This window comes from Geodermatophilus sp. SYSU D00079 (assembly GCF_054050635.1).
Genome location: NZ_JBJGZS010000002.1, coordinates 97,546 through 122,674 on the forward strand (window position 1 = coordinate 97,546; position 25,129 = coordinate 122,674).

Below are 25,129 nucleotides of genomic sequence, written 5' to 3' on the forward strand. Positions count from 1 at the left end.
GTCAGCCCAGGTCGCGGGCGACGGCCAGCACCTCGTCGGCACCGAGGGCGCCACCGACGAGGGTCACGACACCGTCGTCGACCCAGACCACACCGGCCATGCCCTGGTCACGCGAGGTGAGCACGGTGGCGGGCACGCCGTCGACCTCCGCGGAGGAGGTCTCCACCAGGTCGGCCGGCACCGGGAGGGGCAGGGTCGAGCCGTCGGCCGTGAACGTGCGCAGCTGGGCGGCCACGTCGTCGGGCAGGCCGGGCAGCGAGAGCAGGTAGTCCCGGACCGTCTCGAACGGCGCACCGGAGGTGAACGCCGCGGGGGCCACGGCCCGCCCCACCACCAGCGTGGGCAGGCCCGAGGATTGCGACCAGACCGCTGCCACCCCGGGGCCGGCGGTGAGCCGCACCTGGGTGCCGTCCAGGCCCGCCGGCACCGGCGGGAGGGGATCGCCGGACGCCGCCGCGGCCTGCGCCGCGCGCTCGGCCGAGAAGGTGAAGACGCCGCTCAGCTCGCCGACCACCTGGTACTCCGGCTGGCCCTCCACGCCCCGCGGGAGGTCGCCGACCTCGGGGACGTCCAGGCCGCTCTCGGCGCGGGCGGCCGCGGCGTCGGGCACCGCGTGCGGCTCGCCGTCGCCGGTCACCTCGACGTCGCCGTAGGCGGTCAGGTCGGGCAGCGCCACCAGGTCCGCGGGGTCCACCTCGAGCGCGGCCACCTGCTCGGTGCGGAAGATCGGCAGCCAGTCGTTCGCGGCGGCGACACCGGCGCCGGTGAGGACGACGACGAAGGCCAACGCCGCGGCGGCGGGGCGGTGCAGCCACCCGCCCCACCGCCGGGAGGCCGCGGGCGCCGGCGTCGCGGCCCGGGCCGGCAGCGCCGTGGACAGCCGCTGCCACCCGGCCACGGGGTCGGCGTCCGGGGTGCCGTCGGCGTGCAGTGCGGCCCCGACCAGCGTGGCGTCCTCGCGCGCGGCGGCGAGGCCGGCGAGGCACGCCGGGCAGTCGGCCACGTGCCGGCGGTCGGCGTCGGGGACCCCGGCCGGCTCGTCGACGAGGCGGCGCAGCACTCCCTCACTCGGATGACGCATGACGGTTCAACTCCTTGCGCAGGGCGGACTCGGCGCGCCGCACGGTCGTGCCGACGCTGCCGGGGGACATGTCGAGTGCCGACGCGACGTCGGCGTAGCTCAGGCCGCTGTGCCGCAGCACCAGCGCCACGGCCTGCTTGCGGGGCAACCGGGCCAGCGCGGCCCGCACGCGGCTGCGGTCCTCGAGGGTCAGCACCGCCTCGGCCACGTCGGGGACGGCGGTGTCGGCGGCCGCCGCGGCGACCTCCTCGCGGGCCGTGCGGCGCCGGCCGGACCGGAGCAGGTTCAGCGAGGTGTGGGCCGCCGCGACCGACAGCCAGCCCCCGGCCTCGCCGGCGGGCACCGTGGAGCGCCCGAAGGCCAGGAACACCTCCTGCGCGACGTCCTCGGCGGAGTCGCGGGACCCCAGCACCCGGGCGGCCACCCCCACCACGCGCTGGTAGTGCAGGCGGAAGACCTCGGCCAGGTCGGCGCGCACGGCACCGCGCGCGGCGGAACCGGTCACCGCTGCGCCGCCCCTCCCTCGGGCGCCGCCGCGCACCCGGCCCGGGACGGGGAGGGCGGCGGCCGGTCCTCCGGTCCGGATGAGCTCCATGCCCCTACAGCACCGCCGGAGCCGCGGATGTGACAACCGGTGGCGTGCTCCCCGACGGCGGTCAGGCCCGGCCTGCCGCGGCGCCGGTGTCGTCGACGTAGCGGCCCCGGTGCCGGAGCAGCGGCGGAGCCGAGCCGTCCCCCGGCAGCACCTCCTCGACCCCGAGCAGCGCCAGCACGTGGTCACCGGCCTCGACCAGCCGCTCCAGCCGGCAGTCCAGCGCGACCAGTCCCCCGGTCGGCACGATGCCGCCACTGCCCGGTGCCCGGGTCCACGGCAGCGACTCCAGCAGGTGCCGGGCGCTGGGCCGGCCGGCGGAGGAGAACCGCGACGCCACGATCGCGTGCTCCGCGGCGAGCACGGTCAGCGCGCAGGTGCCGACCGCCTCGAGCACCTCCGCCGGGTAGCCGCCCGCGGTCAGCCCGACGGCGACCAGCGGCGGCCGGGCCGACACGCTCATCACCGAGGTGACCGTGGTCCCGACGTCGTCGATGTCGTCCTGCACGGTCATCAGGCACACACCGGCGGCGTACTGGCGGAGGGCCTCGGCGAACGTGGCGGGGTCGACCGGCATGGCGGCCAGTCGACCACACGGCCAGGATGCAGCGGTGATGGCTGAGGAGCAGGTGGTCGACGTCGTCGTCCTCGGGGCCGGGTCGACGGGGGAGAACGTGGCCGACACCGTCGTGCGCGGGGGCCTGACCGCGGCGCTGGTGGAGGCCGAGCTGGTTGGCGGCGACTGCTCGTACTGGGCGTGCATGCCCAGCAAGGCGCTGCTGCGGGGCACCGAGGTGCTGGCCGCGGCCCGGGCGGTGGACGGCGCGCGGCAGGCGGTCACCGGGGACCAGGACGTCGCCGCGACCCTCGCCCGCCGCGACGGGTTCACCCACTCCTGGGACGACACCTCACAGGTGCAGTGGGTCGACGGCGCCGGCATCACCCTGGTCCGCGGCACCGGCCGGCTCGACGGCGAGCGCACGGTGGTCGTGACCGGCCCGGACGGGACGACCACCCGGCTCACGGCGCGGCACGCGGTCGCGGTCTGCACCGGCTCGGAGGCGGCCGTCCCACCGGTGGACGGGCTGGCCGGCGTCGGGCCCTGGACGCCGCGGGAGGCGACCAGCGCCAAGGAGGCGCCCGGCCGGCTGCTCGTGGTCGGCGGCGGGTACGTCGGCTGCGAGATGGCCACGGCCTGGCAGGCGCTCGGCGCCCGGGTCACCCTGCTGCAGCGCGGGGATCGGCTGCTCGACGACATGGAGCCCGAGGCCGGCGAGGCGGTGGCCGCCGCGCTGCGTGGCCGCGGCGTCGACGTCCGGCTGGGCACCGACGTGGTGGCCGCCTCCCGGGAGGGGGACGAGGTGGTGCTGCGGTGCACCGACGGGGAGGTGCGCGGCGACGAGGTGCTGGTCGCCGTCGGCCGCCGGGCCCGCACCGCCGACGCCGGGCTGGACACCGTCGGCCTGACGCCGGGGGAGTACCTCGACGTCGACGACTCGCTGCAGGTGCGGGGCCTGCCGTGGCTCTACGGCGTCGGCGACGTCAACGGCCGCCGGCAGCTCACGCACATGGGCAAGTACCAGGCGCGGCAGGCCGGCGCGGCGATCGTGGCCCGCGCCCGCGGCGGCGAGGTGTCGACCGCCGACTGGTCCCCGACCGCGGCCACCGCCGACCGGCGGGCGACCCCGTCGGTGGTCTTCACCGAGCCGCAGGTGGCCAGCGTCGGCCTGACCCGGGAGGCGGCCGCAGCGGCCGGGGTGGCCCACCGCGTCGTGCAGTACCCGCTCGGGGACGTCGCCGGGGCGGCGCTGCACGCCGACGGCTACACCGGGACGGCGGTGGCGGTCGTGGACGCCGACCGGGAGGTGCTGCTCGGGGTCACCTTCGTCGGGCCGGGCGTGGCCGAGCTGCTGCACGCGGCGACGGTCGCGGTGGTCGGCGAGGTGCCCCTCGCGCGGCTGTGGCACGCCGTCCCGGCCTTCCCCACGATGAGCGAGATCTGGCTCCGGTTGCTGGAGACCGACCGCGGCTGACGCGCCCCGATGCCTTGTCCCGCCGGGGCCGTCCGGTCATCCTCGGGACGCATGGACGTGGTGTGCGTCGGCGGCGGACCCTCCGGGCTCTACTTCGCGATCTGCACGAAGCGGCAGGACTCGGGCAGCCGGGTCAGGGTCGTCGAACGCAACCCGCCCGGTGACACGTTCGGCTGGGGTGTCACCTACCCCGACGAGCTGCTGGACCTGCTGTACGAGCACGATCCGGAGAGCGCGCGGGAGATCCGCGCCCGGTCGGTCACCTGGCACGAGCAGGAGTTCCGCCTCCACGGCCGGTCGGTCTTCCTGCCGCACACCATCTCCGGCATCGAGCGGGCGACCCTCCTCGACGTCCTGGCCCGGCGCGCGGTGGAGCTGGGGGTGGAGTTCGAGTACGGGAAGGAGGTCACCGACGTCACGCCCTACGCGGACGCCGACCTGGTCGTGGCCGCGGACGGGGTGAACAGCAGGGTGCGGCAGCAGTTCGGGGACGCCTTCGGCACGCAGGTGACGGTCGGCCGCAACCGCTACGCCTGGCTGGGCACCGACCACCGGTTCCCGTTCATCACGTTCGTGTGGGAGAAGACGCCGGCCGGGTGGCTCTGGATCCACTCCTACCCGGCCCAGGGGCCGATCAGCACGTGCGTCGTGGAGTGCAAGCCGGAGACCTGGACGGGCCTGGGACTGGACCGGATGTCCTCCGACGAGGGACTGCGCCTCCTCGAGGACGTGTTCCGGGAGTCCCTGGCCGGCGGCCGGCTGTACGCGAGCCCCCGGGGCGAGCCGGCGCGGTGGCTGCGCTTCAAGCACCTGACCAACGAGACCTGGCGGCACGGCAACGTCGTCCTCATGGGCGACGCGGCCCACGCCGTGCACTACACCCGCGGCTCGGGCACCCGGTACGCGATCACGGACGCCGCGACCCTGGCCGACTGCCTCGCCGCCCACGGCGACCTCCCGCGCGCGCTGGAGGCCTACGAGCAGGAGCGCCGGCCACTCATGGACCGCGCGGTCAAGAGCGGGCAGCACCGGGCGGAGCGGTCGGAGAACGTGGACCGGCTCCTCGAGTACGACGTCATCGACTACATCACCGCCAAGAAGGGCTGTCCGCCCGAGGACCTGTGGCGCTACCGCCCGCGGACGCTGGTCCGCCAGCTGCCCCCGGTCCGTGCCGCGCGGCGTCAGGCCCTGGTCCTGCGGCGCTGGTACCACGCCCGCAGCCACTGGCCCGACGGCGACGGCGCCGCCGCCGAGCCCGCATCGGCTCAGCCCCGGTCGAGCAGCAGCAGGGTGTAGGCGGCCAGGCTCGGCCCGCCGGCCCGCGTCAGGGCAGCGGGTGCGGGGCCGTGGTCGTCTGCGGCAGTCCACCCGCGACGGTCGCGGTGACCGTCATGGACTCGAACCGGGCCACCCCGCCCAGCGTGGTCAGGAACGCGGTGTCGGCGGCGTCGCGGCCGGAGCAGATCCGCACCAGCGACCGCAGCGGCGCCAGCCGGGTGGCGTCCACCACGTGCCAGGTGCCGTCGACGTCGGCCTCGACGACGGCGTGGAAGTCCATGGGGTCCAGCCCAGGGGCGTAGACGGCGACCAGCCGAGCGGGCACCTCGAGCGCGCGCAGCAGCGTCACCGTCAGGTGCGCGTAGTCCCGGCACACGCCCCGGCCGGCCAGCAGGGTGTCGACGGCGGTGTCGACCGGCCGGCTCGCGCCCGCGGTGTAGACCAGCCGGTCGTGCACCCACTGCGCGACGCTGCCGACCAGCTCGGCGCGCGGGAGGGTGCGGTCGAACTCGGTGGCGGCGAAGCCCTCCAGCTCGTCGCTCGGGCAGTAGCGGCTCGGCCGCAGCGCCTCGGCCCAGGCGGCCGGCGTGACCGGTCGCGGCGGTCCGTCGCCCTCGACCGCGGCGGTGTAGGCGACCGTCGTCGTCCCCGCGCCCAGCTCGACCCGGTGCACCCGGGCCTCGCCGACCGCGAACTCCTCGACCGCCAGCGGCCGCCCGTCGCACAGCACGGTCAGCTGCTCCTCCAGCGGGGCGGCGGCGGCCACCTGCAGCAGCGCCGTCGCCGGGGCGGGGGAGGAGATCGTCAGGGTCGCCGCGACGTCGGTTCGCACGGACCCATGGTGGCGTCGCCGCAGGTCGCGCGCCCTGTGTGGTGCCTCACCACACCCGTGGTCGCGGGTGCCTCCGGGCCCGTGCTGGAGTGGACGCCGTGCAGCTCGAGCCCTCCCGGACCACCTGGCGCCGCTACGTCGCCCTCGGCGACTCCTTCACCGAGGGCCTCAGCGACCCCGACCCGCAGCGACCGGGGGAGTACCGCGGCTGGGCCGACCGGTTGGCCGAGCACCTGGCGGCCGCGGCCGAGGGCGAGGTCGAGTACGCCAACCTCGCCGTGCGGGGGCGGCTGCTGACGCAGGTGGTCGAGGAGCAGGTGCCGGTGGCGCTGGCCGCCCGGCCGGACCTGGTGAGCCTGGTCGCCGGCGGCAACGACCTGCTGCGCCCCGGTGCCGACCCCGACGCGCTGGCCGCCGTCCTGGAGGACGCCGTCGCCCGGTTCCGGGCCGCGGGTGCCGACGTGCTGCTGGCCACGGGGGTCGACCCGCGCCAGACGCCGATCATCCGCCGCACCCGGGGCCGGGTCGCGGTGTTCAACGCCTCGCTGTGGTCGATCGCGGCCCGGCACGGCGCCGTCGTCCTCGACCAGTGGGGCGCGGAGTGGGTGCAGGACTGGCGGATGTGGGACAGCGACCGCATCCACCTCACCGACGAGGGGCACCGCCGCACCGCGCTGGCCGCCGCGACCGCCCTCGGCCTGCCCGTCGGCGACGACTGGCGGCAGCCGCTGGCCCCGCAGCCGCCGCGGGCGCTGCGCGCGGCGCTGGCCGAGGAGGCGGCCTGGGTGCGCGGCTTCGTCGCCCCGTGGATCGCCCGCCGCCTGCGCGGCCGCTCCTCGGGGGACGGCCGCGCGGCCAAGCGGCCGGTCCCGCTGGCGCAGCCGCGCGCCTGACCTCAGTCCCGGTCGTCGTCCTCCGCGGCCGGGCCGGCGTCGGCCTCCGGGTCGCGGACCAGCCGCAGCGCCGGTCCGGACGGCGGGCCGACGTCCACGGCCGGGTCGGTGTACTCGAGCTCCTCCACCACCAGCGCGTGCTCGGCGGCCAGGACGTCCTCGACGGTGACCGTGCCGGGCGGCATGGTCCCGGCCAGCTCGACGTCCTCGGTCGTGGGGGCGGGGCCGGGCAGCGGGGCGGGTCGGCCGAACGCGTACCCCTGGGCCATCACGCAGCCGTGCTCGCGCAGCCACTCGGCCTGGTCGAGGTCCTCGATGCCCTCGGCGATGACCTGCAGGCCCATGCCGAGACCGAGCTGCACCAGCCCCTGCACCAGCGCGGCGGTGGAGGGCTCGGTCACCACGTCGGCGACGAACGAGCGGTCGATCTTGACCGTGTGGATGGGCAGCCGGTGCAGGGCGGTGATCGCCGAGTAGCCGGTGCCGAAGTCGTCCAGCGCCAGGGTGACGCCGGCGTCGGTCACCTCGGACACCGCCTGCAGCGTGGCCTCGGCGGCGAAGAGCGCGGTCGACTCGGTGATCTCCAGCTCCAGCCGCTCCGGCGGCAGGCCGGACTCGGCGAGGGCGTCGGTCACCAGCTCGGCGAAGCCGGGCTCGGCCAGGTGCCGGGCGGAGATGTTGACGTGCACGCGCAGCCCGGCCGGCCAGGTCGCGGCGTCCACGCAGGCCCGGCGCAGCACCCACGCGCCGAGCTTGGAGGTCAGCCGGTTGTCCTCGGCCGCGGCCATGAACGCGCCCGGGGGCAGCAGCCCGCGGGTGGGGTGCTGCCAGCGGATGAGCGCCTCGTAGCCGAGCAGCGTCTCGTCGGCCAGGGCCACGATCGGCTGGTAGAACAGCCGCAGCTCGTCGGAGTCCAGCGCGTGCCGCAGGTCGGCCTCCAGCTGCAGCTGGTCGATCTCGCTGTCGCTGAGCACCCCGTCGTGCACCTCGATGCGGGCCCGGCTGCCGTCGGCCTGGGCGCGGGTGAGCGCGTTGTGGGCCTGGCGCAGCAGGTCGTCGGGGGCGACGTCGGAGCCGAGGGTGAGCCCGACACTGGCCGACAGCACGATCTCGCGCTCGCCGATGAGGAACGGGTCGTCGAGCACCGACAGCAGCCGGTCGGCCAGCGCGCGCAGGCCCTCGAGGTCCTCGACGTCCTCGGCGAGGATGAGGAACTCGTCCGAGCCCAGCCGCACCGCGGTGTCCTCCACCCGGGTGCTCCAGCGCAGCCGGTCGGCGACCTGGATGAGCAGCTGGTCGCCGGCCTCGTGCCCGAGGACGTCGTTGACCGCCTGGAACCGGTCCAGGTCCAGGTGCACCAGCCCCACCTGCAGCCCGCGGCGGCGGGAGAGGGCCAGCGCGTGGTTGAGGCGCTCGCCCAGCGCCCGGCGGTTGGGCAGGCCGGTGAGCGGGTCGGTGTAGGCCCGGCGGACGAGGTCCTCCTCCGCGCGGCGCCGGTCGGTGACGTCGACCAGCGACAGGACGACGAACTGCGGCGCGCCGGTGCTGGTGTGGATGACCTCGTGGGACTGCATCGCCCACAGCTCGCTGTTGTCGGCCCGGCGCAGCCGCCGCTCGCCGTCCAGGCGCAGCCACGGGTCCAGCGGGCCCTCCGGGGCCGGGGGCAGGTCGGGGACCGGCGCCTCGTCGGGGTGGGCCAGCAGGTCGACGTGCCGGCCGACGAGGTCCTCGGCGGTGCGGCCGGTCATGGAGCACAGCGCCTCGTTGACCACGAGGAGGTGACCGTCGAGGTCGACCAGGGCCTTGGGGATCGGGGCGGCGAGGAACAGTGCGCGGAAGAGCTGGCCGCGGTCGGCCAGCAGGGTGTCGATGGCGCGGAGCCGCGAGCCGGCGGCGGCGCCGGGGTTCCCACCCCGGGGCCGCGGTACGTCGGGGGCGCTCAGGTTCACCGGTCCAGGGTGAGGGACCGATGCCGTCAAGTGACGGAACCTCTCGTCGGAGAGTCGTGGTCAATCGAGCACACTCAGTGATGACGCGGTACGGCGGCGACGGGGGTGACGGGTGGGACGCCGCTGTGGCCGTCGTCCTCCTCCGGTGTCGGGCGGGAACAGGCGGCGCCGCCGCCGCGCTTGCCTCCCCGGACGACGAGAGAGGTGGAGCGATGGACGGCTTCCCGAAGCGGATCGGTTTCCTGTCCTTCGGGCACTGGCAGCCGGTTCCCGGATCGCAGGTGCGCACCGGGCGTGACGCCCTGGTGCAGAGCGTGGAACTGGCGGTCGCCGCCGAGGAGCTCGGCGTGGACGGCGCCTACGTGCGCGTGCACCACTTCGCGCGGCAGCTGGCCTCCCCGTTCCCCCTGCTGGCCGCCATGGCCGCGCGGACCAGCCGGATCGAGGTCGGCACCGGCGTGACCGACATGCGCTACGAGAACCCGCTGTACATGGCCGAGGAGGCGGCGGCGACCGACCTGCTCGCCGACGGCCGGCTGCAGCTCGGCATCAGCCGGGGGTCACCCGAGACGGCGCTGCGCGGTTCGGAGGCGTTCGGGTACGTGCCGCCCGAGGGGGCGACGGACGCCGACCTCGCCCGGCAGAAGACCGCGCTGTTCCTCGCGGCGATCTCCGGTCAGCCGGTCGTGGACGCCGATCCGCAGATGACCGGCGGGATGACCGGCCGGCTGGCGGTCCAGCCGCAGTCGCCGGGCCTGGCCGAGCGCATCTGGTGGGGGTCGGGCACCCGCGCGACCGCCGAGTGGACGGCGCGCCAGGGCCTGAACCTCATGAGCTCCACCCTGCTCGTCGAGGACACCGGCGTGCCCTTCGACGAGCTGCAGGCCGAGCAGATCGCCCGCTACCGGGCCGCCTGGGCCGACGCCGGCTGGGAGCGGACGCCGCGGGTGTCGGTGAGCCGCAGCGTGATGCCGATCGTCACCGACCTCGACCGGCAGTACTTCGGCGAGCGGTCCGGCGACGACCAGGTCGGCCTGCTCGAGGGCGTGCGGGCCCGGTTCGGCAAGAGCTACGTCGGCGAGCCCGACCAGCTGGCCGAGGAGCTGGCGAAGGACGCCGCCGTCCGGGAGGCCGACACCCTGCTGCTCACGGTGCCCAACATGCTGGGCGTGGACTACAACGCCCGCCTGCTGGAGACCATCGTGCGGCACGTGGCCCCCGCGATCGGCTGGGTGCCCCCGGCCGAGCGCTGAGGCCGGGCGGCTCCTCGCGGTCGCCGCGGGACGCCGGCGCCGAGCTCTCGTCGCTCAGCTCTGCAGGAGCCTGAGGACGGTCGAGGCGCCCTGGTTCGCCTGCGACAGCATCGCGGTGCCGGCCTGGACGAGGATCTGGTTCCTGCTGAAGACCGTCATCTCCTGCGCCATGTCGGCATCCACGATCCGGGACAGGGCGGCAAGGGTGTTCTCGCGCGCGACGCCCAGGTTCGCGATCGTGTGCTCGAACCGGTTCTGGAGCGCACCCAGGTCCGCCCGCTGGGTCGACACGGTCCGGATGGCCGCGTCGATCATCGTGAGCGCGTCCAGGCCCGGGGTGAAGACCGGGCTGGCCTCCACCAGGTCCTCGGCTGTGGCGTCGTCGGCGGGGACGGGGCCGCGGAACTGCAGGCTCGTGCCGCGGTCCACGAACTCGTCGTCGCTGAGGGTGGTGAGGCGGCTCTCCACGAAGGCGTGGTCGTCGTCGGTGATGCCCGCGGCCTTGGCCGCCGCGTTCAGCTGGGCCAGCGCCTCGTCCCCGTCGACGGCGCCGTCCCCATCGGTGTCGGTGTAGGCGACGGAGCCGAGCTCGAGGGTCCTGCCGTTGGCGGAGATGCCTCCCCGGAGGGTCGGGAGGGCGGCTGCGCCCGTACCGGGGAACACGAGGACCCCGCCCTGCGGGGGGATGGACGTGCGGGCCGCGACCTCCAGGACCTGGGGAGATCCATCGCTGTAGCGCGGGGTGAGCGCGACCAGTTCCGCGTCCGTCGCGTTCGGCGCGGGGTCCTCACCCCGGAAGATCAGGTCGTCGCCGTCGTCCACGAACGGGTCGACCCGGTGGGTGACGCCGCTTGCGGCGGCCGCGGCGTTCAGCTGGGCCACCCGTTCGCAGTTGTCGACGGCACCGTCGCCGTTGCTGTCGGTGTAGGTCACCGTGCTCAGGTCGAGGGTGCGACCGTCGTAGCTGATCGTGCCCCGCAAGGCGGCGATGCCACCGGGCTCGGTGGTGGCCCCCATGAAGACGACCTTCCCGGTCTGCAGGCCGTCGACACGACCCCGTGCCGGGAACGCGCCCACCGATGCGGGGTCGCTGTTCGCAGCGAGGTTCACGCCGTCCACCCGGAGGCCCTTGGCGTCGAGGGCGGCCCTGATGGTCACGGAGATGGTCTCGCCGGCGTCGGCCCCCACCTGGAAGGTGCCGTCGTAGGTGCCGTCCAGCAGCCGGCTGCCGTTGAACGTGGTCGTCTCGGTGATGCGGGTCAGCTCGCTCTTGAGCTGGTCCAGCTCCGCCTGGATGCCGGCCCTCGCGTCGCCGGCCAGGGCACCGGCGTTGGCGCCCTGGACGGCGAGGTCGCGCATGCGTTGCAGGATCGCGGTGGTCTCCGTCAGCGCACCCTCGGCGATCTGCACGACGCTGACCCCGTCCCGGGTGTTGCGGACGGCCTGGGTGAGGCCACCGAGCTGCGAGCGCAGCCCCACGGAGATGGCCAGACCCGCCGCGTCGTCGGCCGCCCGGTTGACCCGGTACCCGGAGGACAGCCGCTCGAGCGACCGGCTCATCTGGTTGCTGGTCACCGCCAGACTGCGGTGGGCGCTCATCGCCGCGATGTCGGAGAGAACCCGCAGAACCACGGACCCTCCTCGTGGCTCGGTGGACGGGCGCTCAGCGCTGAGGGTGGCGCACCACCAGTAACGGCCGGTGGTGGTGACAGTTGAGCCGAACGCCCTGCACAGCCCGGGGATCGACGTACCGAGGCCCGGGTGCAGACGCAGCCGGCACGAGCGCGCCCGGCAGGGATCGAACCTGCGACCAAGTGCTTAGAAGGCACCTGCTCTATCCGCTGAGCTACGGGCGCTCGGGTGCCGATCATCGCACTGGACCGCGCCGGCCCGCGGGGTGCCGGGCCGGTCGCAGCGGCACCGCTGTGGGCGGTGCGGGTGAGGCGGTCACCCCGGCAGTGCACCAGGTCCCGCCGCTCGCACCGCTCCGGTCGTCCACAGGCGGTGGCGCCGTCCACAGATGCCGGCACCCGCCCTCGCACAGGTGCTGCGGCACCCAGGGTCGGTCGCACACCGGCACCGCGCCGGTCGCGCCGTCCCGGCGCAGCACCCTCGAGGAGCACCGTGAACGACACGATCGTCACCGTCGTCGGCAACGTCGTCGACACCCCCCGCCGCTACCGCCCGGAGGGCGGCACCCCGGTGACCAACTTCCGCCTGGCCTCCACCGCCCGCCGCTTCGACAGCCGCAGTCAGGAGTTCGTCGACTCCGGCACCTTCTGGGTCGACGTCGAGTGCTGGAACGACCTGTCGGGCAACGTCTCCGGCAGCGTGAGCAAGGGCGATCCGGTGATCGTCCACGGCACGCTCACCACGCACAGCTGGGAGTCGGAGAACGGTCGCCGCAGCACACCGCGGATCCGCGCCTCGGCCGTCGGCCCGAACCTCGCGCGAGGTACGACCGCGTTCACCCGTGCCCGGGCGGCCCGCCCCGCCGAGGCCGCGGAGCCCGTGCTGCCGGCCCCATTGCGCCCGGCCGACGACGGTTTCCCGGCGGAGGTCGACGACCCGGTGGCCGGCCGGGACTACGTGGACGCCACCGAGACGTTGCACGGGGTGGACGCCACCGACCTCGCCGCGGTGCCCGCGCACGCCTAGTTGCCCGGGCTGGGAGGATCGGAGGCGAGAACGCACGGGGGTGGGCCGGCAGACGGCCGGCCCGCCCCCCACTCGCGAATCGACGGAAGGCCTGCGAAGCCCAGTGGCTCAGTACATCTACACCATGGTGCGTGCGCGCAAGGCGCACGGCGACAAGGTGATCCTGGACGACGTCACCCTGTCGTTCCTGCCCGGCGCCAAGATCGGCGTGCTCGGGCCGAACGGTGCCGGCAAGTCGACGGTCCTCAAGATCATGGCCGGCCTCGAGCAGCCGTCCAACGGCGACGTGATGCTGGCGCCGGAGGCCACGGTCGGCATCCTGCTGCAGGAGCCGCCGCTCAACGAGGAGCTCGACGTGCGCGGCAACGTCGAGGAGGCGGTCAAGCCCCTCCGCGACGCGCTGACCCGCTTCGAGGAGGTCAGCGCGGCGATGGGGGAGCCCGACGCCGACTTCGACGCGCTCCTGGGCGAGCAGGGCGAGCTCATGGAGTTCATCGAGAACCACGACGGGTGGGAGCTCGACGCCCGCATCGAGCAGGCCATGGACGCGCTGCGCTGCCCGCCCGGGGACGCCGACGTGACCGTGCTCTCCGGTGGTGAGCGCCGCCGCGTGGCGCTGTGCAAGCTGCTGCTGGAGGCGCCCGACCTGCTGCTGCTCGACGAGCCCACCAACCACCTCGACGCCGAGAGCGTCGCGTGGCTGGAGCAGCACCTGGAGAAGTACGCCGGCACCGTCGTCGCGGTCACCCACGACCGGTACTTCCTCGACAACGTGGCGCAGTGGATCCTCGAGCTCGACCGCGGCCGCGCCTATCCCTACGAGGGCAACTACTCCACCTACCTGGAGACCAAGGCGGCCCGCCTCAAGGTCGAGGGCGCCAAGGACGCCAAGCGGCAGAAGCGGCTGGCCGAGGAGCTGGAGTGGGTCCGGTCGGGCGCCAAGGCCCGCCAGGCCAAGAGCAAGGCCCGTCTCCAGCGTTACGAGGAGATGGCGGCCGAGGCGGACAAGTACCGCAAGCTCGACTTCGAGGAGATCCAGATCCCACCGGGCCCGCGGCTGGGCAACGTCGTCGTCGAGACCCGCGACCTCACCAAGGGCTTCGGCGACCGGGTCCTGATCGACGACCTGTCGTTCACCCTCCCGCGCAACGGCATCGTCGGCGTCGTCGGCCCCAACGGCGTCGGCAAGACCACGCTGTTCAAGATGCTGGTCGGCGAGGAGAAGCCCGACGACGGCGAGATCAAGGTCGGCGAGACGGTCAAGCTCTCCTACGTCGAGCAGAGCCGGGCCGGCATCGACCCGAAGAAGACGCTGTGGGAGGTCGTCTCCGACGGTCTGGACCACATCCAGGTGGGCAACGTGGAGATGCCGTCGCGCGCCTACGTCGCCGCCTTCGGGTTCAAGGGCCCGGACCAGCAGAAGCCCGCGGGCGTGCTGTCGGGCGGTGAGCGCAACCGGCTCAACCTCGCCCTGACCCTCAAGCAGGGCGGCAACCTGCTGCTGCTCGACGAGCCGACCAACGACCTCGACACCGAGACGCTGACCAGCCTGGAGAGCGCGCTGCTGGAGTTCCCCGGCTGCGCCGTCGTGGTCAGCCACGACCGCTGGTTCCTCGACCGGGTGGCCACCCACATCCTCGCCTACGAGGGCGAGTCCAAGTGGTTCTGGTTCGAGGGCAACTTCGCCGACTACGAGAAGAACAAGGTGGAGCGGCTCGGTCCCGAGGCGGCCCGCCCGCACCGCGCCACCTACCGGAAGCTGACCCGGGACTGAGTGAGGGGATCCCGCTGCCCCCGCCTCGCACGCGCGGTGCGGGCGCTGCAGCGGGGCCGCTCCAGCACCTCACCGACGGCCGGTCGGAGCACCCGCTCCGGCCGGCCGTCGGCGTCCGAGGGGCGACCGGCGTGCGGGGCGGCGGGGCCGGTACGGCAGGGTGGAGCGCGTGAGGCACACCGTGCGCGTCCCGATGCGCTGGTCGGACATGGACGCCTACCAGCACATCAACAACGTCGCCTTCCTCGGCTACTTCGAGATGGCCCGGGTGAACCTGTTCTTCGAGCACCCGACCCACGACTCGGAGACCGGGATGCGGCGTGGGCTGGTCGTCGCCGGGCACGACATCCAGTACAAGCGCTCGGTGGTCTACGACGCCGACCCGCTGGAGGTGCAGGTCTGGGTCTCCGGGATCCGGGCGGCGGCGTTCACCTGCCACTACGAGCTCTTCGACCACGGGCAGCTCGCCGCCACCGGCAGCACCCTGCTGGTCCCGTTCGACTTCGCCCTCAACCGGCCGCGCCGCCTCACGCCGGGGGAGAAGGAGTTCCTCGCCCGCTGGACCGACGAGCCCACCGCGGCCTGACCACCTCGGGTCCCCGGCTCAGCGCGCGGGTGCCGCCTGCACCAGTCCGGCGCCGGCGTGCCGCCAGTCGCGCGGGGGGACGCTCGGCACCACCCGCTTACCGAGCGGGAAGAGCCCGACCGCGGCGAGCTTGAAGGACGCGATCCCGAACGGGATGCCGACGACGGTCAGGCAGAACCCGATCCCGCTGACGACGTGCACCAGCGCCAGCCACCACCCGGCCACGAGGAACCACACCAGGTTGCCCAGTGCCGACGGCGCCCCGGCTCCCGGCGCCGGCACCGTCGTCCGCCCGAACGGCCAGACCACGAAGCCCGCCAGCCGGAACGCGGCGATGCCGAAGGGGATGGTGACGACCAGCAGGCACGCGATGAGCCCGGCCAGCGCATAGGCCAGGGCGAGCACCCAGCCCTGGAACACCAGCCAGACGATGTTGAGCAGGGTCCGCAACGTGTCCACGTCCCTTCCACGGACCGGGTGACCGCAGGGTTCCACGGGGGAGCTCGTGCTCTGCCCACCGTGGTGGGCAGAGCACGAGCTCCCCCGCACGGCCACCGGCCCACGGCGGCGCGAGGACGGGAGGCGGTCAGGCGCCGACGACGCGGGGCACCGGGCGGTCGGCTCCCGTGGGCGCACCCCGCCGGGCGGCCTCGTCGTCCGTCACCGGACGCACCGGCGCGCCCTCGGCGACGGGGGCACCGACGAAGACCGCGGCGTTGATCCCGCCGCGGTGCACCATCGCCTTCACGAGGCGGGCTCCGGTCAGCCGTTCCAGGTGGGTGCACGGCGGGCAGCGCTTCATGCCGAACAGCAGCGCGTCGCCGACGGCGAACCAGCGGCCGACCAGTGACGGCAGGTCGATCCCGGTGGTGACCAGGTTGCGGCGGGTGTCCCCGGGCGTCAGCGGCACGCCCACCTCCGCGGCGACGGCGGCCACGTCCCCGGCGTCGATGAGGGTGAGCTGCTTCTCCAGGTCCGGGTACCGCGCCCACGTGCCCCCGCCGAGGGCGTACCGGTCGCCCTCGAGACCCCGGCCGGCCAGGAGCCGGGCGGTCGGCACCCGCCGCATCGGCGCGGCCGCCGTCTCGGTGAGCCAGATCCCGGTCACCACCCCGCCGGTCGTCACGCGCGCCCCACGGGGACCCGCCGGGCGGGGGCGTCATCGGCCCCGCGCGCGTCGAGGGCCTCGCTGAGGGTGTGCGCCAGCTGCAGCACCGAGATGACCAGCGGCACGAGCAGGCCCAGCCGCACCCGCTCGGCGCCGCGGGCGGCCTGGGCCTCGCGGATCCGGGCCGCGCGCTCGGCCAGCAGCGGGATGAAGCGCAGCGTCATCGCGACCACCAGCCCCACCCGTGCCGGGCGCACGCCGACGACCCGGAGCGGGCCGGCCAGCCACTCCACGACCGCCACCAGCGCCGTCACCCGGGTCGTCGAGGTGACCACGGCCGCGGCCAGCACGAGGGCGAGCAGCCGCAGCACCGCGACCGCCCCGGCCAGCGGCCCGGTCACGAGCAGGTGGACGACGAACAGGGCGGCCAGCCAGATCCACACCGGGCGCACCTGCCCCCACAGCGCGCGGGCCGGCAGCCGTGCCACCAGCAGCCCGACCGCCAGCACCGCGGCGAGCGCCCCGGCCACCACCACCAGCCGCGACGACACGAACAGCCCGACCCCCAGTGCGGCGAGGACGGCCAGCTTCAGGCCGGCGGGGGCGCGGTGCACCGGACTGCTGCCCGGGACGTACAGCGACAGCATCAGCCCATCCTCGCCACGTACCAGGGCACCGTCTCGGCCGGCGCACCGTCGGCGGCGACCCGGCCGTCCTCGAAGACCAGCACCCGGTCGAAGCCGGTCAGGAGGTCCAGGTGGTGGGTCACCACCACGACGTCCTGCTCCAACTCGTCGATGACGCGGGCCACCCGCCGGGTGTTGGCGAGGTCCAGCAGGGTCGTCGGCTCGTCGAACACGATCCGCTCCGGGTGCATCACCAGGACCCCGGCGATGGCCAGCAGCTGCTTCTGGCCGCCCGACAGCAGGTGCGCGGGGTGGTCCCGGTGGTCGGCCAGTCCGTAGCGGGTCAGGACGTCGTCCACCCGCCGCGCGATCTCGGCGGGGGCCACGCCCTGGTTCGTCGGCCCGAAGGCGAGGTCCTCGGCGACGGTGGGGTGCACGATCTGCGCGTCGGGGTCCTGGAAGACGAAGCCGACCCGGCGGCGCACCTCCCGCGCCCGGGTGCGGGTGTCCAGACCGTCGACCAGCACGGTGCCCGCGGTCGGCACGACCAGCCCGTTGAGCAGCCGGGCGAAGGTGCTCTTGCCCGAGCCGTTGGCGCCGATGACGCCGACCCGCGCCTCGGTGAGGCTGAGCGAGACGTCGGCCAGCACGGTCCGCTCGCCGTAGGCGTGGGAGACCCCGCGCAGCTCGACCGCCGTCCGCGGGAGGGTCCCCGTGGGCGCCGCGGTGGCCGCGCGCCGTCCCCACCGCACGAGCGGACTCAGCCGGCGGCGGCGCGCCGGGCGGGCAGCTCGATCACCGGGTAGGCGCGCCGGACGGCGACCGCCACCACCGAGGCGGCCACCGCCTTGACCACGTCACCGGGGATGAACGCCAGCGCGCCGGTGGCGGACGCCGACAGCGGGACGTCGGCGTACAGGCTGGTGAACGGGACGCCGATGGCGTAGATGACGACCACGCCGCCGACCAGGTTGGCCACCAGCGCCCAGGCGAGGTTGAACCGCCGCCAGAACAGCTGGGTCAGCCAGCCGATGACGAACGCGGCGATCGGCCAGCTGTACAGGTAGCCGGCGGTCGGCCCGACGAACACGCCCAGGCCCCCGCGGCCCCCCGACAGCACCGGGGCACCGACGGCGACCACGGCCAGGAACACCAGCAGCGCCAGGCCGCCCCGCCGCGCGCCGAGCACCGAGCCGGCGAGCATCACCCCGAGGGTCTGCGCGGTGATCGGCACCGGGATGCCGGGCACCGGCACCGGCGGCAGCAGCCCCAGCACGGCCACGATCGCCGCGAACAGCGCGACGTAGGCGAGGTCCCTGGTCTTCACGGTGGTCTCCTCTGGCGGCGGCCGGTCCTCGCGGAAGGTACCGGAGGCCGGTGGCCGCTCGCGGTCCGGATCCCCGCCCGTCCCGGGCCCCGCGCGGCGCGCCACCCCCGCGCTCGACGGGTCCCCCGAGGTGTCGCCGAGGGTGGTGGCGCGCTCACCTGCAGATACGTCAGCCGGTTTGCCGAGCCCGCCGGAGGCGTGTTGTCTGGGGTTCCTGAGCCCCCTCGGCGAAGGCGGAACACGGCATGGCAAGCGAGTGGTGGGCGTCGCTGTGGCCGTGGGGACGCCCACCACCGCGCGAGCTCCCCGCGGAGCGACCGCGGCCCCCCGACGCCGGGCCCCGGCCGCCGGAGGCGCCTCCCGCCGTCGACGAGGAGGCCGTGCGCCGCCCTCCGGCCGCTGGGGCGCACGGCGGCGCGGCAGCAGAGCCGCCCCGGCACTCCGCGCGCCGACAGACGTCCGGTCCGTCCGGTCGACCCGGGTCGCCCCCCGACCCGGTCCGCAGCACCCCGCTGCGTCCTCCCCTCGAGACGACAGGAGCCCCATCCGTGGCACAGCTCGACAACATCATCGCCGACCTGCTCGCGATCGACGGCGCCAGCGGCGCCGCGATCGTCGACATCGACAGCGGGATGGCCCTCGCCGCCGGCGGTACCCCGGGGTTCGACCTCAACGTCGCCGCAGCCGGCAACTCGAACGTCGTGCGCGCGAAGCTGCGCACCATCCAGGACCTCGAGCTGAAGGACGAGATCGAGGACGTCCTGATCACGCTGCAGAACCAGTACCACCTGATCAACGTGCTCAAGGGGCAGGGCAACGCGGGCCTGTTCATCTACCTGGTGCTCAACCGCATGACCGCGAACCTGGCCCTGGCCCGGCACAAGCTGCGCGGCGTCGCGAGCTCCGTGAGCGTCTGACCACGTCGCGGCGCCGCCGGTCCCCGCAGGGCACGGCGGCGCCGCTGGTCCGGCGTCGGCCGGGCCCGGCTCAGGCCGCGGAGGTCGCGGCCTCCACGATCCGCTCGCGCACGGCCTCCACGGCGATCTCCCCGGTGTCGATCCAGCGGGCGACGCGGCCGTCGGCCACGATGCCGACGCGGTCGCAGAAGTCGGCCAGCTCGTCGGGGTCGACCGACACCACGACGACCGAGGTGCCGTGCGCGGTGGCCTCGTCGAGCAGCTGGCGCACCTGCTGACGGGCCCGGACGTCCAGCCCGCGGGCGGGCTCGTGCAGCACGACGACGTCCCGGGCCGAGGCCATCCACCGGGCCAGCGCGAGCTTGTGCTGGTCGCCGCCGGACAGCGCCCCGACCGAGGTGCGGATGCTCAACGTCTTGACGTCCAGCCGGTGCACGGTGTCGATCACGCCGCGCAGCGTGGCGATCTCCTTGCGGAGGTCGGTGAGCGACCCCCAGGCCTCCTGGGTGAGGGTGCGGGCGATCGTCTCGCCGGGGTCGATGCCGTAGGCGTCGTCGTCGGGACGGTAGACGGGCAGCCGCAGGGCCGCGCCGGCCGCCGAGGGGTCCAGCGAGCGCGGCTCCCCGTGGAGCACCGCCTCGTCGCTGACCGCCGGCAGCTCCCCGGACAGCGCCCCGGCGATCTCGCGGACGCCGGAGGTCCGGTGCCCCGTCAGCCCGACCACCTCGCCCCGGCGCAGCAGGAGGTCCACCCCCTCGACCCGTCCGGGCACCCGCAGGTTGCGGACCAGCAGGGCCACCTCCTCGGAGGGGGCCGGCCGGGCCGGCAGGGGGACCTCCTCCGGCCGCGCCGGCCGGGATGGAGCGGGGACCGTCGGCTCCCGGCGGACCGGTAGGGCCACCGGCCCGCCCACCGTCTCCGCGGCGAGCCGGACGGGGTCCAGGGCGGCGCTGGGGGAGTCCAGGGCGATCCGGCCCTCCCGCAGCACCAGCACCCGGTCGACCACCTCGAGCATCTCGGGCAGCCGGTGGCTGATGTAGAGCACGCCGCGCCCCTGCCGGCTCAACCGGCCGGCCACCGCGTGCAACCGGGTGACCTCCGAGGGCAGCAGCACCGCCGACACCTCGTCGAGCACCACCAGCCGGGTGTCCTCGGCCAGCACGCGGGCGGTCTCCACCAGGGGGTGCACGAAGTGCGGCAGGTCCCCGACGCGGGTGTCGGGGTCGACGTCGAGGTCGACCTCGGTGAGCAGGGCGCGGGCCTGCGCACGCAGCTCCGCCTGCGGACGCCGGGCGTGCGGCGTGCCGCGGAACACGGCCTGGGCGACGGTGAGCCCGGGGTCGATCCGGACCAGCTGTTCGACGACCCCGACCCCGACGTGGCGGGCGTCCTCCGCCGACAGCGGCGCGTAGGGGTGGCCGTCCAGCGTCATCGCCCCGGCGTCGGCGGCGGTGATCCCGGAGACGATGTCGCCGAGGGTCGACTTGCCCGCGCCGTTGGTGCCGACCAGCCCGACGATCTCGCCCTCGGCGATGCTGAAGGAGACGTCCCGCAGGACCCGCCGACCGCCGAAGGACTTGGTCAGACCCTCGACCTCGAGCAGCGCCATGGGCGGTCGGCCTCCCCCGGAATGGTCCCCGACCACGGGGTCGGTCGATCGTGGTGTCAGCGTCCCCCGCGACGCCCCGTCACGGGTCCGATGCTACCCGCGCACGGTCCTGGCGCCTCCCGAGCGACGACCCCCGGGAGGCCGCCCGCTCACGCCCGCAGCCACACCGCGGTGTCGGCAGGGACGCCGCCGGTCACGTCGTCGCTGGCCAGCAGGACCTCGCCCTCGGGCAGGGGCACCTGACCCCCGGTGAGGTTCAGCAGGCACACCAGCCCGCCGGGACGGCGGAACGCCAGGCAGCCGGCCGGCGCGGGCAGCCACTCCAGGGACTCGCCCCCGAACGCCGGCGACGTCCGCCGCAGGGCGAGCGCGGCGCGGTACAGCGACAGCACCGACCCGGGGTCGGCGGCCTGCGCCTCCGCGGTCAGTGGCCCCCAGCCCTCCGGCATGGGCAGCCAGGTGTCACGGCGGGCGGAGAACCCGTACGAGGGCTCGGTGCCCGACCACGGGACCGGGATGCGGCAGGCGTCCCGGCCGCGCTCGGCGTGGCCGGAGCGCTCCCAGATCGGGTCCTGCAACGCCTCGTCGGGCAGGTCGACGTCGGGCATGCCGAGCTCGTCGCCGTTGTAGACGTACGCCGCGCCCGGCAGGGCCAGCTGCAGCAGCGCCGCCGCCCGGGCCCGGCGGGTGCCGACCTCCCCGCCGCCGTAGCGGGTGACGTGCCGCGGTCGGTCGTGGTTGGACAGCACCCAGCAGGCCGGTGCCGGCGTCCCGGCGACCGTGGCCAGCGAGTGGACGACGGCGTCGCGCAGCTCGGCGGCGTCCCAGTCGGCGGTGAGCAGCTTGAAGTTGAACGCCAGCTGCAGCTCGTCGGGGCGCAGGTACTGCGCCAGCCGGTCGTCGTCGGACACCCACACCTCCCCGACGGCCATGGTGCCCGGGTGCTCGTCGAGCACCGCCCGGATGCGCCGGTGCACCTCGTGCACGCCGTCGTCGTCGAAGCGGTGGTCGCCGGGGCCGTGGTCGTCGAGCAGACCGGTGTCCTCCATCGGCTGCATGTCCGGCAGCCCGGCGGGCTTGGCCATGCCGTGGGCGACGTCGATCCGGAAGCCATCGACGCCGCGGGCCAGCCAGAACCGCATCGTCGCCTCGAGGTCGGCGACGACCTCGGGGTTGGTGAAGTCCAGGTCCGGCTGCTCCGGGGCGAACAGGTGCAGGTACCACTGCCCGTCGGGCACCCGCGTCCACGACGGGCCGCCGAACACCGACGGCCAGTTGTTGGGGGGCTCGGCGCCGTCCGGGCCGCGCCCGTCGCGGAACAGGTACCGCGCCCGCTCGGGCGAGCCGGGGGCCGCGGCCAGCGCCGCCTGGAACCACTCGTGCTGGTGCGAGCTGTGGTTGGGCACCAGGTCGACGGTGACGCGGATGCCGGCGGCGTGGGCCTCGGCCAGCAGGGCGTCGAACTCGGCGAGGTCGCCGAAGACCGGCTCGACGTCGCGGGGGTCGGCCACGTCGTACCCGTGGTCGGCCATGGGGGAGGGGTAGAACGGCGTGATCCACAGCGCGTCGACGCCGAGCTCCACCAGGTGCGGCAGCCGCGCGCGGATGCCGGCGAGGTCACCCACGCCGTCGCCGTTCCCGTCGGCGAAGCTGCGGATGTAGACCTGGTAGAAGACCGCGTCGCGCCACCAGTCGGCGTCGGTGCGGCGGAACGGGCGGGCAGGGGTGTCCGGGCTCACCGGGCTCCTCGTGTACGTGCGGGCAGGTGGCCCCGCCCGGGGGCCCGCCGCGGGTCCGCGAGCGGGGCAGGGCGGGGCTCTGGCTCAGTGGACGGACAGGCCGCCGGGTGCGTCGTCGGGCCAGCGGTTCTGCATGCTGCGGGCGGCCATCTCCAGGTAACCCCACAGCGTGGCGTCGTGCTCGGCGGAGAGCTCCAGGGAGTCGACGGCGTCGCGCATGTGCGCCAGCCAGGCGTCGCGCTCGGCCGGGCCGATCGCGAACGGGGCGTGCCGCATGCGCAGCCGCGGGTGCCCGCGCTGCTCGGAGTACGTCGTCGGCCCGCCCCAGTACTGCTCGAGGAACCCGCGCAGCCGGGTCTCCGCGCCCTCCCAGTCGTCCTGCGGGTAGAGCGGGGCGAGCACCGGGTCGGTCCGGACCCCGGCGTAGAAGCGGGCCACCAGCCGCCGGAAGGTCGGCTCGCCGCCGACCTCGTCGTAGAACGTCCGCGCCGAGGGCAGGGACCGGCTGGACTGGCTCATGCTCCCGATCGTCCCGCAGGCGCGGCACCGGCTGCCACGTGACCCTGCGTACGTCGGTAGGCGACCAGCGGTGGGACGACGGCGACCAGGCCGACCGCGCCGAGCAGGGCCCACACGCCACCGGCCGGCAGCCCCTCGGCCGCGAGGCCGGCGAGCAGCACCCCGAGCCCCTGGACGCCGTACAGCCCGCTGGCCGCGACCCCGAAGGCGCGGCCGCGGTAGGCCTGCGGCACGGCCTGCACGAAGGCGACGTTGAGCGGGATGACCCAGGCCGCGCCCAGGCCGGCCACGAACGCCAGCGCGACCACCACCGCGTAGACCCCGCGCCCCGGGGCCGCCCACACCGCGACCAGCCCGGCGAGCAGCACCGGGACCAGCGACACCACCACGAGGGCCGGGACGAGTCGTTCGCGGCGGTCCTGGGTGAACGCGCGGGCCACGAGGAGCCCGCCGACGGTGACGCCCAGCGGGTTGGCCGCGAGCAGCAGGCCGACCTGGGGGGCGCCCTCCCCGAGCTCGTCGACGAACGGCGTGACGATGCCCTCCGGGGCGTTGGCGAACAGGGTGCCCACCCAGGTGAGGGCGATGATGGCGCGCAGCCGGGGGGTGCGCGCGATCAGCCGCAGCCCCTCCGCGGTGCCCCGCCACACCGACCGGGGGGCGTCGCCCTGGCCGTCGTCGGGGGCCGGCCGGGGCCGCAACCGGGCCTTGAGCCAGCAGGCGGACACGACGAAGGTGGCGGCGTCGAGCAGCAGCACCGCGGAGGGGCTGAGCAGGGCGACCAGGACCCCGCCGAGCAGGAAGCCGGTCATCTGGGCGACCTGGGAGCCGATGTTGGTCAGCGAGGTGGCGACCGCGTACCGGTCGCCGTCGAGCACGTCGGCCATGAGCGCCGAGCGCGCCGACTCGAAGGGGGGCGCGCACAGCGCGACGAGCAGCAGCAGGGCCAGCAGCACCCCGAGCGGCGTGCCGGGGACCGCCATGCCGGCGACCAGCAGGGCCCGGGCGAGGTCGGCGGTGATGAGCACCCGGTGGCGGGGCAGCCGGTCGGCCAGCGTGGACAGCAGCGGCCCGCCGACCAGCCACGGCAGGTAGCTGATGCCGAAGGTGATCGCCGACAGCAGCGGGGAGGAGGTGCGCTGGTAGACCAGGACGGTCAGCGCGACACGGGCGAGCTCGTCGCCGATCGTGGACAGCAGGTAGCTGCCGGCGAGCGGCCGGAACTCCCGCACGGCGAAGACCTCACGGAAGGTCGCCGGGCGGGTGCGCGTCGCGCCGTCCGGGTGCTGGCCCGCCGGCGCCCCCCTGGTCAGCGGGCTCCTGACCCTGCGCCGGACGCCGCGCTGAGCAGCGGGAGCGGGGTGCGGATGCCCTCGGCGACGAAGCGCTCCTTGAGCCGCATGCGCAGCTCGCGCCCGACCCGCCACTGGTCGGCGTTGGTGCTGCGCACCTGCAGCCGCATGAAGACGCCCTCCGAGGTGATCTGCTCGACGCCGAGGGACTCCGGCGCCGCCAGCAGCGAGGGCACCCACTCCTCCTCGGCGTACATCGCGTCGGCCACCTCCTGCATGATCGTCCGGCACCGCTCCAGGTCGGTGTCGTGGGCGACCGGCATGTCGATGACCACCTGTGCGTAACCCTGGCTCTTGTTCCCCACCCGCAGGATCTCGCCGTTGCGGGCGTACCAGACCACACCGTTGACGTCGCGCAGCCGCGTGATGCGCAGGCCGACCGCCTCGACGGTGCCGCTGGCCTCACCCAGGTCGACGACGTCGCCGACCCCGTACTGGTCCTCCAGGATGATGCCGATCCCGGCGATGAAGTCCTTCACCAGGTTCTGCGCGCCGAACCCGAGCGCGACGCCCACCACGCCGGCGCTGGCGAGGATCGGCGCCAGGTTGATGCCGAGCTCGCCGAGCACCAGCACCACGGCGATGCCGAGCACCACGATCGAGGCCGAGGACCGCAGCGCCGAGCCGATGGCCTCGGCCCGCTGCGTGCGGCGGGCGGCGAGCTGGTCGAGGGCGTCGGCGTGCGCCGTGGCGCGGGCGCGGCGTCCCCGCAGGATCGAGGGCACGGCGCCGGTGGCGGTGCGCTCGGTCAGCCGGCGGATGGCGCGGTGGGCCAGGTACCGGACGAGCGTGGCGACCACGACGATCAGCAGGATCTTCGCCGGTTTGGCGATGAGGGCCTGCGCGTTCTCCGCCAGCCAGTCCATGCCGGACCAGTCGTAGACCTGCTGGCACAGCCAGTGGTCGGCGCAGTCGGGGACGGACGCGGGGAGGCCGTCGTCGGCAGCAGCGAGTACGGACGGTGAAGCAGTCATCACGGAAATACTCTCAGGTTCGCCGCCGC

24 protein-coding genes and 1 tRNA gene are annotated in these 25,129 nt (G+C 74.9%); 8 read left to right on the top strand and 17 right to left on the bottom strand.

The annotated features are described in order from the left end of the window. Nucleotide 1: 1 nt before the first annotated feature. The 3 genes from ACI79E_RS02625 to ACI79E_RS02635 form a co-directional block, all read right to left on the bottom strand. Nucleotides 2-1,081, bottom strand: a complete 1,080-nt coding sequence (locus ACI79E_RS02625) for a hypothetical protein (protein ID WP_456930992.1) — start codon at nt 1,079-1,081, stop codon at nt 2-4. Beyond that, nucleotides 1,065-1,586, bottom strand: a complete 522-nt coding sequence (locus tag ACI79E_RS02630; RefSeq protein ID WP_456930993.1) for an RNA polymerase sigma factor — start codon at nt 1,584-1,586, stop codon at nt 1,065-1,067. The genes ACI79E_RS02625 and ACI79E_RS02630 overlap by 17 nt, the downstream gene beginning before the upstream one ends. 151 nt (nt 1,587-1,737) lie before the next feature. Further along, a complete protein-coding gene (locus tag ACI79E_RS02635) occupies nt 1,738-2,250 on the bottom strand; it encodes a flavin reductase family protein (protein ID WP_456930994.1) in 513 nt (170 codons plus the stop codon). A gap of 37 nt (nt 2,251-2,287) precedes the next feature. On the opposite strand from ACI79E_RS02635, the gene ACI79E_RS02640 reads away from it, so the two are divergent. Continuing rightward, nucleotides 2,288-3,706 carry a dihydrolipoyl dehydrogenase family protein gene (locus tag ACI79E_RS02640; protein WP_456930995.1) on the top strand — a complete coding sequence of 473 codons (1,419 nt, stop codon included), beginning with the start codon at nt 2,288-2,290 and terminating at the stop codon, nt 3,704-3,706. 51 nt (nt 3,707-3,757) lie between these two features. Beyond that, nucleotides 3,758-5,002: an FAD-dependent monooxygenase gene (locus ACI79E_RS02645; protein ID WP_456930996.1), complete on the top strand. Its 1,245-nt coding sequence runs from the start codon at nt 3,758-3,760 to the stop codon at nt 5,000-5,002. Nucleotides 5,003-5,030: 28 nt separating this feature from the next. On the opposite strand, the gene ACI79E_RS02650 is transcribed toward ACI79E_RS02645, so the two are convergent. Next, the gene (locus tag ACI79E_RS02650) at nt 5,031-5,816 is read right to left on the bottom strand and encodes a transglutaminase-like domain-containing protein (protein ID WP_456930997.1); all 786 of its coding nucleotides are present in this window, start codon (nt 5,814-5,816) and stop codon (nt 5,031-5,033) included. Between the two features lie 98 nt (nt 5,817-5,914). On the opposite strand from ACI79E_RS02650, the gene ACI79E_RS02655 reads away from it, so the two are divergent. Beyond that, complete coding sequence (locus tag ACI79E_RS02655) at nt 5,915-6,709, top strand: SGNH/GDSL hydrolase family protein (protein ID WP_456930998.1); 795 nt, start codon at nt 5,915-5,917, stop codon at nt 6,707-6,709. Between the two features lie 2 nt (nt 6,710-6,711). Here ACI79E_RS02655 and ACI79E_RS02660 read toward each other — a convergent pair whose 3' ends face one another. Continuing rightward, nucleotides 6,712-8,658, bottom strand: coding sequence for a putative bifunctional diguanylate cyclase/phosphodiesterase (locus tag ACI79E_RS02660; RefSeq protein ID WP_456930999.1), 1,947 nt, complete (start codon nt 8,656-8,658; stop codon nt 6,712-6,714). A 212-nt stretch (nt 8,659-8,870) separates the two neighbouring features. Here ACI79E_RS02660 and ACI79E_RS02665 point away from each other — a divergent pair, with 212 nt between their 5' ends. Next, the gene (locus ACI79E_RS02665; protein ID WP_456931000.1) at nt 8,871-9,911 is read left to right on the top strand and encodes an LLM class flavin-dependent oxidoreductase; all 1,041 of its coding nucleotides are present in this window, start codon (nt 8,871-8,873) and stop codon (nt 9,909-9,911) included. A 54-nt stretch (nt 9,912-9,965) separates the two neighbouring features. Here the strand turns inward: ACI79E_RS02665 and ACI79E_RS02670 are convergent, their stop codons facing one another. After that, on the bottom strand, nt 9,966-11,543 hold the full coding sequence (locus ACI79E_RS02670; RefSeq protein ID WP_456931001.1) for a flagellin N-terminal helical domain-containing protein: 1,578 nt from the start codon (nt 11,541-11,543) through the stop codon (nt 9,966-9,968). A 151-nt stretch (nt 11,544-11,694) separates the two neighbouring features. Then, nucleotides 11,695-11,767 (bottom strand) — tRNA-Arg (locus ACI79E_RS02675). Between the two features lie 268 nt (nt 11,768-12,035). On the opposite strand from ACI79E_RS02675, the gene ACI79E_RS02680 reads away from it, so the two are divergent. From ACI79E_RS02680 to ACI79E_RS02690, 3 genes are all read left to right on the top strand, one after another. Then, nucleotides 12,036-12,569, top strand: coding sequence for a single-stranded DNA-binding protein (locus ACI79E_RS02680; RefSeq protein WP_456931002.1), 534 nt, complete (start codon nt 12,036-12,038; stop codon nt 12,567-12,569). A gap of 103 nt (nt 12,570-12,672) precedes the next feature. After that, nucleotides 12,673-14,343 carry an energy-dependent translational throttle protein EttA gene (gene ettA, locus ACI79E_RS02685; RefSeq protein ID WP_456931003.1) on the top strand — a complete coding sequence of 557 codons (1,671 nt, stop codon included), beginning with the start codon at nt 12,673-12,675 and terminating at the stop codon, nt 14,341-14,343. Nucleotides 14,344-14,512: 169 nt separating this feature from the next. Continuing rightward, the gene (locus tag ACI79E_RS02690; protein ID WP_456931004.1) at nt 14,513-14,929 is read left to right on the top strand and encodes an acyl-CoA thioesterase; all 417 of its coding nucleotides are present in this window, start codon (nt 14,513-14,515) and stop codon (nt 14,927-14,929) included. Between the two features lie 18 nt (nt 14,930-14,947). Here the strand turns inward: ACI79E_RS02690 and ACI79E_RS02695 are convergent, their stop codons facing one another. The 5 genes from ACI79E_RS02695 to ACI79E_RS02715 form a co-directional block, all read right to left on the bottom strand. Beyond that, entirely contained in the window at nt 14,948-15,388 is a 441-nt protein-coding gene (locus ACI79E_RS02695) for a YccF domain-containing protein (RefSeq protein WP_456931005.1), read from the bottom strand. Nucleotides 15,389-15,515: 127 nt separating this feature from the next. Then, the gene (locus ACI79E_RS02700) at nt 15,516-16,055 is read right to left on the bottom strand and encodes an MOSC domain-containing protein (RefSeq protein ID WP_456931006.1); all 540 of its coding nucleotides are present in this window, start codon (nt 16,053-16,055) and stop codon (nt 15,516-15,518) included. After that, the gene (locus ACI79E_RS02705) at nt 16,052-16,684 is read right to left on the bottom strand and encodes an energy-coupling factor transporter transmembrane component T family protein (RefSeq protein WP_456931007.1); all 633 of its coding nucleotides are present in this window, start codon (nt 16,682-16,684) and stop codon (nt 16,052-16,054) included. The genes ACI79E_RS02700 and ACI79E_RS02705 overlap by 4 nt, the downstream gene beginning before the upstream one ends. Then, complete coding sequence (locus ACI79E_RS02710) at nt 16,684-17,415, bottom strand: energy-coupling factor ABC transporter ATP-binding protein (protein ID WP_456931008.1); 732 nt, start codon at nt 17,413-17,415, stop codon at nt 16,684-16,686. The genes ACI79E_RS02705 and ACI79E_RS02710 overlap by 1 nt, the downstream gene beginning before the upstream one ends. A gap of 8 nt (nt 17,416-17,423) precedes the next feature. Then, on the bottom strand, nt 17,424-17,990 hold the full coding sequence (locus ACI79E_RS02715; protein ID WP_456931009.1) for a biotin transporter BioY: 567 nt from the start codon (nt 17,988-17,990) through the stop codon (nt 17,424-17,426). A gap of 548 nt (nt 17,991-18,538) precedes the next feature. Between ACI79E_RS02715 and ACI79E_RS02720 the strand changes: the two genes are divergently transcribed. Further along, nucleotides 18,539-18,907: a hypothetical protein gene (locus ACI79E_RS02720; protein ID WP_456931010.1), complete on the top strand. Its 369-nt coding sequence runs from the start codon at nt 18,539-18,541 to the stop codon at nt 18,905-18,907. 70 nt (nt 18,908-18,977) lie between these two features. Here ACI79E_RS02720 and ACI79E_RS02725 read toward each other — a convergent pair whose 3' ends face one another. The 5 genes from ACI79E_RS02725 to ACI79E_RS02745 all read right to left on the bottom strand — a co-directional run bounded on the left by ACI79E_RS02725 (nt 18,978) and on the right by ACI79E_RS02745 (nt 25,100). Next, nucleotides 18,978-20,516, bottom strand: a complete 1,539-nt coding sequence (locus tag ACI79E_RS02725; protein ID WP_456931011.1) for an ATP-binding cassette domain-containing protein — start codon at nt 20,514-20,516, stop codon at nt 18,978-18,980. A 149-nt stretch (nt 20,517-20,665) separates the two neighbouring features. After that, nucleotides 20,666-22,255, bottom strand: a complete 1,590-nt coding sequence (locus ACI79E_RS02730; RefSeq protein ID WP_456931012.1) for a glycoside hydrolase family 13 protein — start codon at nt 22,253-22,255, stop codon at nt 20,666-20,668. Between the two features lie 84 nt (nt 22,256-22,339). Continuing rightward, complete coding sequence (locus ACI79E_RS02735) at nt 22,340-22,774, bottom strand: globin (protein WP_456931013.1); 435 nt, start codon at nt 22,772-22,774, stop codon at nt 22,340-22,342. Next, the gene (locus ACI79E_RS02740; protein ID WP_456931014.1) at nt 22,771-24,006 is read right to left on the bottom strand and encodes an MFS transporter; all 1,236 of its coding nucleotides are present in this window, start codon (nt 24,004-24,006) and stop codon (nt 22,771-22,773) included. Before ACI79E_RS02740 ends, ACI79E_RS02735 begins: the two co-directional genes overlap by 4 nt. Before the next feature lie 77 nt (nt 24,007-24,083). Continuing rightward, a complete protein-coding gene (locus tag ACI79E_RS02745) occupies nt 24,084-25,100 on the bottom strand; it encodes a mechanosensitive ion channel family protein (protein WP_456931015.1) in 1,017 nt (338 codons plus the stop codon). Nucleotides 25,101-25,129: the final 29 nt, after the last annotated feature.

Bases quoted from the DNA above. Each gene is read 5' to 3' on its own strand.
- ACI79E_RS02705 (WP_456931007.1), bottom strand. From the start codon at position 16,684: ATGCTGTCGCTGTACGTCCCGGGCAGCAGTCCGGTGCACCGCGCCCCC.
- ACI79E_RS02640 (WP_456930995.1), top strand. From the start codon at position 2,288: ATGGCTGAGGAGCAGGTGGTCGACGTCGTCGTCCTCGGGGCCGGGTCG.
- ACI79E_RS02745 (WP_456931015.1), bottom strand. From the start codon at position 25,100: ATGACTGCTTCACCGTCCGTACTCGCTGCTGCCGACGACGGCCTCCCC.
- ACI79E_RS02645 (WP_456930996.1), top strand. From the start codon at position 3,758: ATGGACGTGGTGTGCGTCGGCGGCGGACCCTCCGGGCTCTACTTCGCG.
- ACI79E_RS02665 (WP_456931000.1), top strand. From the start codon at position 8,871: ATGGACGGCTTCCCGAAGCGGATCGGTTTCCTGTCCTTCGGGCACTGG.
- ACI79E_RS02635 (WP_456930994.1), bottom strand. From the start codon at position 2,250: ATGCCGGTCGACCCCGCCACGTTCGCCGAGGCCCTCCGCCAGTACGCC.
- ACI79E_RS02625 (WP_456930992.1), bottom strand. From the start codon at position 1,081: ATGCGTCATCCGAGTGAGGGAGTGCTGCGCCGCCTCGTCGACGAGCCG.
- ACI79E_RS02725 (WP_456931011.1), bottom strand. From the start codon at position 20,516: ATGGCGCTGCTCGAGGTCGAGGGTCTGACCAAGTCCTTCGGCGGTCGG.
- ACI79E_RS02735 (WP_456931013.1), bottom strand. From the start codon at position 22,774: ATGAGCCAGTCCAGCCGGTCCCTGCCCTCGGCGCGGACGTTCTACGAC.